The sequence below is a fragment of the Bartonella sp. AS69XJJH genome (assembly GCF_042195585.1).
GTDB lineage: Bacteria > Pseudomonadota > Alphaproteobacteria > Rhizobiales > Rhizobiaceae > Bartonella.
Window position 1 is genome coordinate 1 of sequence record NZ_JBHIOO010000031.1, and the last position, 7,353, is coordinate 7,353.

Here is a 7,353-nt window from a genome sequence, read left to right on the forward strand (position 1 = left end):
GAGTTATCCGTATAAGCAGCAAGGTATGGTTCTCGTTCTGTTGCTTTTGATGCAACATTCAACTCTTTTTGTGATTGTTCAACCTTGAGATCTTCTTTTTGAAGTTTTGAAAAACTTGTCTTTGCTCTATCCCAAAGGGATTCAATCTTCTCTTTTTGTTTTTGCAACCATTCTTTATTAAAATCAACGTAAGAGGCTATTTTTTCCCCTAAACCTTGAGAAACATCAATCCCTCTATTCTTTGTAAATTTGGCTATATAATCTCTATAATCAGGAGATTCAGAAAAATCGAGAGTTGTTGTTTTAACACCAGACCTAGAAAGAGCTGCTACCAATTTTTCATAGGTATTGGCATGATCAGACCGCTTGATCGCATCAACAAAAGAAGGATTACCGCGTTCTATTAAATCAACATTAAAAACATTTCTTTTAATTTCTTTATTATTAACAACAATAGTTTCTTTATCTTGACGAAGTGATATCTTGTCACCAAGCTCAATACGAGCCCCATCTATCGCAGAAGGCAGATTTACACCATAAACACGTTCAATTCCACGGAAAGTTGCTATATCCGCATAAGGTGTTTTGGTTTTGGCAGTTTCACTAAAAGAAGCATACCCAGCTTCTACAAGTTCACCAGTGATTGTACCTTTAACCTGTTTGTGTTCGTGTAATCGAACGTTTTTAAAATCCTCTTCGGCTACATAAAGATGTGACTGATGCCTATGTCGAGACATTGCAACATAGGAGAGATGTTGATCCATAGATGAGGAGGCTAAAACAAAGACATTATCAACGGTAACTCCTTGACTCTTATGAACCGTAGCCGCATATCCATGATCAACGTTTTGATAAGTCTGATTGGAGAAAACAACTTCTTGACCAGAATCAAGACGCACTTTTAAAAGCGGTTTTCCTCTTTCATTTTGTGTAGACAAAACAGTTCCCAACATACCATTTTTAACTTTTTGCTTTCCTAATTCTGTGGCATATCTTTCTTCAAATTGAGCATTTTCAAGAAAGATAATTCTGTCACCAACAACAAATTCCCTACGCCCCTTAAGAGTATCAAAATTTGTAATGCTTGCACTATCTTCAGATTTAAGTAAACGAGCATCTTTAAGAGCAGTTCGAATTTCTTCATTTAATTTTTTTACAGACGCATTCGTATGAGCAAGAACAAGTAATTCGTCACCCCGTAAAGTTTTTCCTTCTTCCTCACATTTTTTTTCTACTTTCCTTCGTGTATCCATCCAATCTTTAACAAGAGTATTTATGGCTTGGTCACGCGTTTTAGTCTCATGAATGAACCCTCTATTTTTATAATGGTCTAAAGCTTCCTTTACTTGTCCACGTGCAAACTGTCGTGACGCATCTTGACCCCATTCTTCTTTTTGTCTTCTGATACCCGATAATTCTACATAACCGATATTATCAACTACAGCGCGAAATGCCGCTCCAGCCTCAATGGGTTGCAACTGCATATTATCACCAACTAAAACAATTTTTGCGCCTGCTTTTTCAACTTTTTGGACAAAATGCGAAAGTTGTTTTGAAGAAACCATTCCAGCTTCATCAATGACAAAAACATCACCAACCCGTAATTCATCTTTCTTATTTTTCCACGCTAATTCCCACGCAGCAAGAGTTTTACTTTTTATCTTTGAAGATTCTTCAAGACCTTCCGCAGCCTTACCCGCAAGAGCTGCTCCAAACACACGCTTCCCACTATTAACCCACGCAATATTTGCGGCTTCCAATAGAGTGGATTTTCCAGCACCTGCATAACCAACAACCGCAGCAATACCTTTATCATCTGTAATATGTTGAACGGCTAATTTTTGTTCTTCTGAAAATTTAAATCTATTACTTTTATCTTTATTCTCAACAGACTTTATTGCCTCTAAAACCTGTCTATCTTTTACACCGTGTCCTGTCGTTTGAGACAACGAAACAACACTCCGCTCCATATCATATTCGGTTTTTAATATTTCCTTTGTGGAGTAAATCACTTTATGAGGATTGGAATGATCTTTAATTTTAATCAGGTTGTTGCTTTGTTCTAAGCGCACCATAATATCATTAAAGTCATTTGAATTATCAACATATCTATTAATGATCTTAGCAAGATCACCACGATTAAATGTCGACTTCTCAAATGAAATCAACTTCAATACTTCATTAGGGTTTTCTTTAATTTTCTCTACAGATCTCTGTTTTATTTTTTCATTGGCTTGTACCGCATTGCTAGCAAGTCCTTTTTTACCCATTGCATAAGCAGATTGCCCCAAATGAATGGTCGGTTCTATGGATAAACCACGCTCTTTGTAAGAACGCATATCTACTTTTATATCATGACCCGCAAGTGCAAGATGCCTCGTTGCAATCTCACCCCATGAGTTTCGTAAATCCTTCAATGCATCTTTATGACCTATGACGGTTTCATAAACTATACGCTCTTCTTTTCTTATAGCATTCCCTTGTCTATCACGAATAGTAACAAGAGATTTTTTTACTGTTCCATCTTCATTTAAGACAGCTATTTTTTTGGGACCAAAACCATTTTCTAAAACTGGACGTAAAGTATGCATAATATGCACATGTGGATTTCCTTCCTTGTCATGATAAACCCAATCAGAAACAAGACCACGTGATGAAAAATTTTCTTTTACAAAGTTTCGTACAAGAGAAATATTTTGATCTCGTGATAACTCTAATGGCAACGCTATAACTATTTCTCTTGCCAACTGTCCATTCACGCGCTCACTATTTTGCACAGTGTTCCACAGCCATTCACTTTTTTTATCATTTGTATCAAAATAACTGAGTTGTTGTGTAATCCATTTTGGAGAACCTTCTGGAATATTCATTTCTGAATATACAAGGTCCCTATCTTTATCATATCTATGCGTATGAGATCCTTCTAACTCATCAAACATCCTTGTCCTATGGCGATAGGCAGCCGCCGAAATTGCTGATTTTCCAGCACCAATAATTTTAGCTTGTAAATGTGTACTTGCCATAAGATACAATTACCAAAAATTGTTTTTATTTCACAGAAATAATCTATAGCATAAAACGTTTTATTTAAAAACGTATAATTGCGCCTTCAAAAATCTTTTGAAAAAAGACATTTTCAGGGGCGCATAAATGCGCACTATTAAGTATTGTTATTGGAGATTTGTTCTGTTAAGTAAAAATAAAGATTAAAAAATAAAAGAGAGTTTGAAGTGTCACGTAAATCTTTAGAAAAACTTATGGAAGAAAAAAAAGCTCTGGAAGAAAAAAGTAAAAAGCTTCTTGAAAGAATTAAAGCTGCTAAAAAACAAGAAGGGGGAAAAATTGCACTATTAGCAGCTGAAGCGGGATTAACAGAATTAAACATAACAAACGACCAATGGAAAAATATTTTCGAGGAGATTAAAGCCCGATTTCAAAAAGAACAGCAAAAAACTGAATAATCTTGGTAACTCTATAAAATCACTAAGACGCATTGAAAAAAGGAGGAGATTTTTGAGTGATGAAATAAGACGTAAAGATGCACGTGAAAAAATTATTCTAGGCGGTCTTGTCGTAAAGGCTGGTCTTAAAAATGCTGATAAGTCTTTTATTTTAGGATGTTTAATTCATGCTGCAAAACTTGATATAAATTCAAATGAATATAAAAATTTACAAAAAATAGGACAACATTCTTTTACCGATACGCGGGGTCAAAATGATAAACAATCTAGATCGTAAACAAATCATATTTTTAATATGTCCTTTCCTCTTTTCAATCATAATTCTTTTTCTTGTAAACATAACAATAAATAACATTACAGAAAATGGTACTACCCAAGATGCTTATTGGTTTGTTCGTTCAAAACCTCTCGATATTCTCGTCCTTATTGCACTTTCATGTTCTTCATTTATTTTATTACAAAAAAGACATATAAGAAAAAATATCACCATAGCATCATTAATCTCCTTTTGTCTTTTTGCTGCCTACTACAGTATAAATGAATATATAAGACTAAGTCCTTATGTAGGACAAAATAACATGACATGGGCTGATGTTTTTCCTTTCTTTGATAGGATGGTTTTGAGCGGTTCAATCATTGGTATTATTATCCTTGGTTTCACGATGAATCTATCGTTGCCAAAAACATCACCTTTGAAAAAATTAAAAAATACGATTTTCGGCGGCGCTCAATGGATGAATATAAAACAACTTGAAAAGATCTTTCCAAGTGATGGTGAAATAGTTATAGGAGAGCGCTATAGAGTCGACGAAGATGTTGTTAAAGATGTCCAATTTAATCCTAAAGACAAAACAACATGGGGGAAAGGTGGTAGCCAGCCATTGTTAACATACAAACTTGATTTTGATTCAACTCATATGTTATTTTTTGCTGGTTCTGGTGGTTATAAAACAACCAGCAATGTTATTCCAACTTGTCTCAAATATTCCGGTCCACTGATCGTTTTTGATCCTTCAACTGAAATCGCTCCAATCGTTGAAGACGCACGAGAAAAATTAAACAAAAATACCGTACATGTTCTTGCTCCTCATGGAACTTCAACAAAAACTTTTAATCCTTTAGATTGGTTATTAGATGAAAGCATTCCAGCCTATGAAAGGGAAGCGGGTTTAGTTGAAATTGCTAGACTCCTTCTTTCAGAAAACCATAAATCAACTTCAACCGATCAATTCTTTGTATCACACGCACATAATTTATTAACAGGACTACTTGCACATATTGTCTTTTCTGATGAGTACAAGTTAGAGGAAAAAAACTTAAAAACTCTTCGTATGATTGTATCAAAACCAGAACCATCGGTTATTGGAAAATTGCGATCAATACAATCAAGTTCTTCATCGCAATTCATTCGTGAAACCCTTGGGGTCTTTACCAATATGGCACCGCAAACTTTCTCTGGTGTTTATGCTACTGCTTCGAAAGATACCCAATGGCTCTCCCTTGATAATTATGCCAACCTTATAAGTGGTGACGACTTTAAAACAACTGATATCGCAAAAGAAAATATCGATATCTTTTTGAATATTCCGTCCAAAATTCTAAAATCTTACCCTGGTGTGGGACGCATTCTTGTTGGTTCTCTTCTCAAAGCTATGGAAGCCGCAAATGGAAACTATAAAAAAAGAGTCCTCTTTGTTTTAGATGAGATTGATCTTTTAGGATATATGAACATCTTAGAAGAAGCACGTGACCGTGGGCGTAAATATGGAATATCTCTCATGCTCTTTTACCAATCTGTAGGACAACTTGAACGTCACTTCGGTTCATCAGGTACTATGGCATGGTTGGAAAGCTGTGCTTTTGTAAGTTATGCCGCTATTAAAGATATTAAAACGGCTGAAAATATATCAAAGGCATGCGGTAAAATGACTGTTGAAGTGCAAAAATCAAGAAAACCTCAAGGAGCATTCCATACAAGAGGGACAGAAAATGTAAACACCCAGCAGAGACCTTTAATTTATCCTCATGAAATTACCCAAGAAATGCGAAAAGACGAACAGATCATTCTCATGCAAGGGCATCCCCCTATTCGTTGCGGACGTGCCATATATTTCAGAAGAAAGGATTTAAGGGCTCTTGCTAACAAAAATAGATTTGCCCCTAAATAATAATATCTCCTAAATAGAACTCACTTCGTTCGTCCATAATCAATAATGAGAGGCTATCCGCCTCTCAAACTCTCTGGAACGCTCACCAAAATCATGACATCAGACCCGCGTTTAATGAGAGGACTAACAATCCTTGGTTCTTAGTGTCAAGGAAACCATTACATGGCGCCTAAAGGCGTCCTTGACAAAGAACCTACGGCTTGTTTTGTCCTTCTCACGTGGCTCCAAAATCATGATTAGAAGGGAGAGCTTTTAGGGGTGCTTAAACAGTACCTTATAGTATGAAAAAAACATTTTATTTTTTAACTACGCGGATAAAAAATATACCAAATAGATTGTAAAATAGGGAAGGTTATGGACGATTTTGTTGTTTGTGTCGTACCTAAAAGGCAAAAATAGATTTGAAAAGGAATGGATTGCAATGCCTCAACATCCGATGGCTATAATAGCGAAAAGTAATTTAAACGGATATGATCTCAAGGTGTTTTTCATTCTAGCTTCTCGTCTTGATTTCGAAAATCTATTAGTTGTCAATCAAACGGAATTGGCTAAAAAAGTTGGTATTACCAGACATCACTTTAATCGAAGCATAAAAAAACTAATAGCTATGGATATTCTTTTGGAAGGTCCTCGTATTGGGATTAATAGATCCTACCGTCTCAACCTAAACTTTGGTTGGAAAGGTAGAGCTAAAAACCACAAAACAGCTCTTAGAGAGAACTTAAAAAATTGCATAAAAGCAGCCGATATTCAAGGTGTATATGAAAATAGCAAACCTTTAGAAATGGATATTAGCAATCAAATAGATCTCGAAGATTATCTTAGATGAAAAATAATTTAGCTTCATTTATCCATAAAATAAGAGGCTACTACGTTCTATCAATTCAAAATCTGCTTTAGCAGGCATTTTTGATACTTAAAATATACAAATACAGAAGCGAGAATAAAAAATTAATAAAAGCATTGTAGTTATGTTTTACAATGTTACCATTATTGGTAACATTGTAACTTAAATGAACAATTTCTTTTTGTATTTTATAACTATACACATTACAGTGAAACATGATTTTGTGAGCAACAATCATTGCAATACCTCTAGAGCTTGACGAACATTCTCTAATAAGCTTTTACTTGAAAAGCATAAGATCAGCACCGAGAGGGGCTAGCCGTAATAAGAGCGTATCGTATCCCCAATTAACAGCTAAACTTAGAAATATCAAAACTATATAACCAATGACCATTGCTGTTTGGTGTTCAAAAGGTGCAGCCCCCGCTACATATCCAGTAAAAAAAATAAATAACACTAATAAACTTCCCCCTGCTATAAACTCTGTTAAAATAATAACCGGTTTACGAATAAGTAAAAGAAAAAGGAAAAGGGAAAAAAGGCAAATTTTCAATATCTTATGTAATATTTTATAAACGATAGAAAAAACTCTACGCATTATAGTTATTAAAATTGATTGTTTGGAATTTGGATTTTTCTCTTTTTTATTTAATTTATTAGTAGATAGAGTGTCCATTACCCCCTCCAATATTTTTATCTATAAAACGCTTTATGGCTATATGATACGTTTTATTTTATTCACGATTATTTATATACCTATATAGATAATTATTTCAATTTTATGATTTTTTAGTGCTTAAAAAGCAGGCGCCCCCCGCACCTGCTATTTTATTTACGCAACATCCTCATACTCATGACGATAATAATCATCTTCACT

6 protein-coding genes are annotated in these 7,353 nt (G+C 34.7%); 4 read left to right on the forward strand and 2 right to left on the reverse strand.

The window, feature by feature from the left end:
• Window positions 1-3,023 (reverse strand): Ti-type conjugative transfer relaxase TraA (gene traA / locus ACFIK6_RS08585; protein WP_375677545.1); only part of this gene is annotated, 3,023 nt, incomplete at its 3' end.
• A gap of 234 nt (window positions 3,024-3,257) precedes the next feature.
• On the opposite strand from traA, the gene ACFIK6_RS08590 reads away from it, so the two are divergent.
• The 4 genes from ACFIK6_RS08590 (at window position 3,258) to ACFIK6_RS08605 (ending at window position 6,458) form a co-directional block, all read left to right on the forward strand.
• Entirely contained in the window at window positions 3,258-3,461 is a 204-nt protein-coding gene (locus ACFIK6_RS08590) for a TraC family protein (RefSeq protein ID WP_375642581.1), read from the forward strand.
• A 52-nt stretch (window positions 3,462-3,513) separates the two neighbouring features.
• Window positions 3,514-3,738, forward strand: a complete 225-nt coding sequence (locus ACFIK6_RS08595; RefSeq protein WP_012755123.1) for a conjugal transfer protein TraD — start codon at window positions 3,514-3,516, stop codon at window positions 3,736-3,738.
• Window positions 3,716-5,629, forward strand: coding sequence for a Ti-type conjugative transfer system protein TraG (gene traG, locus ACFIK6_RS08600; RefSeq protein WP_375642580.1), 1,914 nt, complete (start codon window positions 3,716-3,718; stop codon window positions 5,627-5,629). The genes ACFIK6_RS08595 and traG overlap by 23 nt, the downstream gene beginning before the upstream one ends.
• A gap of 421 nt (window positions 5,630-6,050) precedes the next feature.
• Window positions 6,051-6,458 (forward strand): replication protein RepA, encoded by a 408-nt coding sequence (locus tag ACFIK6_RS08605; protein WP_375642579.1) that lies wholly within the window; start codon window positions 6,051-6,053, stop codon window positions 6,456-6,458.
• A 298-nt stretch (window positions 6,459-6,756) separates the two neighbouring features.
• Here ACFIK6_RS08605 and ACFIK6_RS08610 read toward each other — a convergent pair whose 3' ends face one another.
• A complete protein-coding gene (locus ACFIK6_RS08610) occupies window positions 6,757-7,152 on the reverse strand; it encodes a hypothetical protein (RefSeq protein WP_375642578.1) in 396 nt (131 codons plus the stop codon).
• Window positions 7,153-7,353: the final 201 nt, after the last annotated feature.

Coding starts and splice junctions, on each gene's coding strand:
- ACFIK6_RS08610 (WP_375642578.1), bottom strand. CDS start 7,152: ATGGACACTCTATCTACTAATAAATTAAATAAAAAAGAGAAAAATCCA.
- traG (WP_375642580.1), top strand. CDS start 3,716: ATGATAAACAATCTAGATCGTAAACAAATCATATTTTTAATATGTCCT.
- ACFIK6_RS08605 (WP_375642579.1), top strand. CDS start 6,051: ATGCCTCAACATCCGATGGCTATAATAGCGAAAAGTAATTTAAACGGA.
- ACFIK6_RS08590 (WP_375642581.1), top strand. CDS start 3,258: ATGGAAGAAAAAAAAGCTCTGGAAGAAAAAAGTAAAAAGCTTCTTGAA.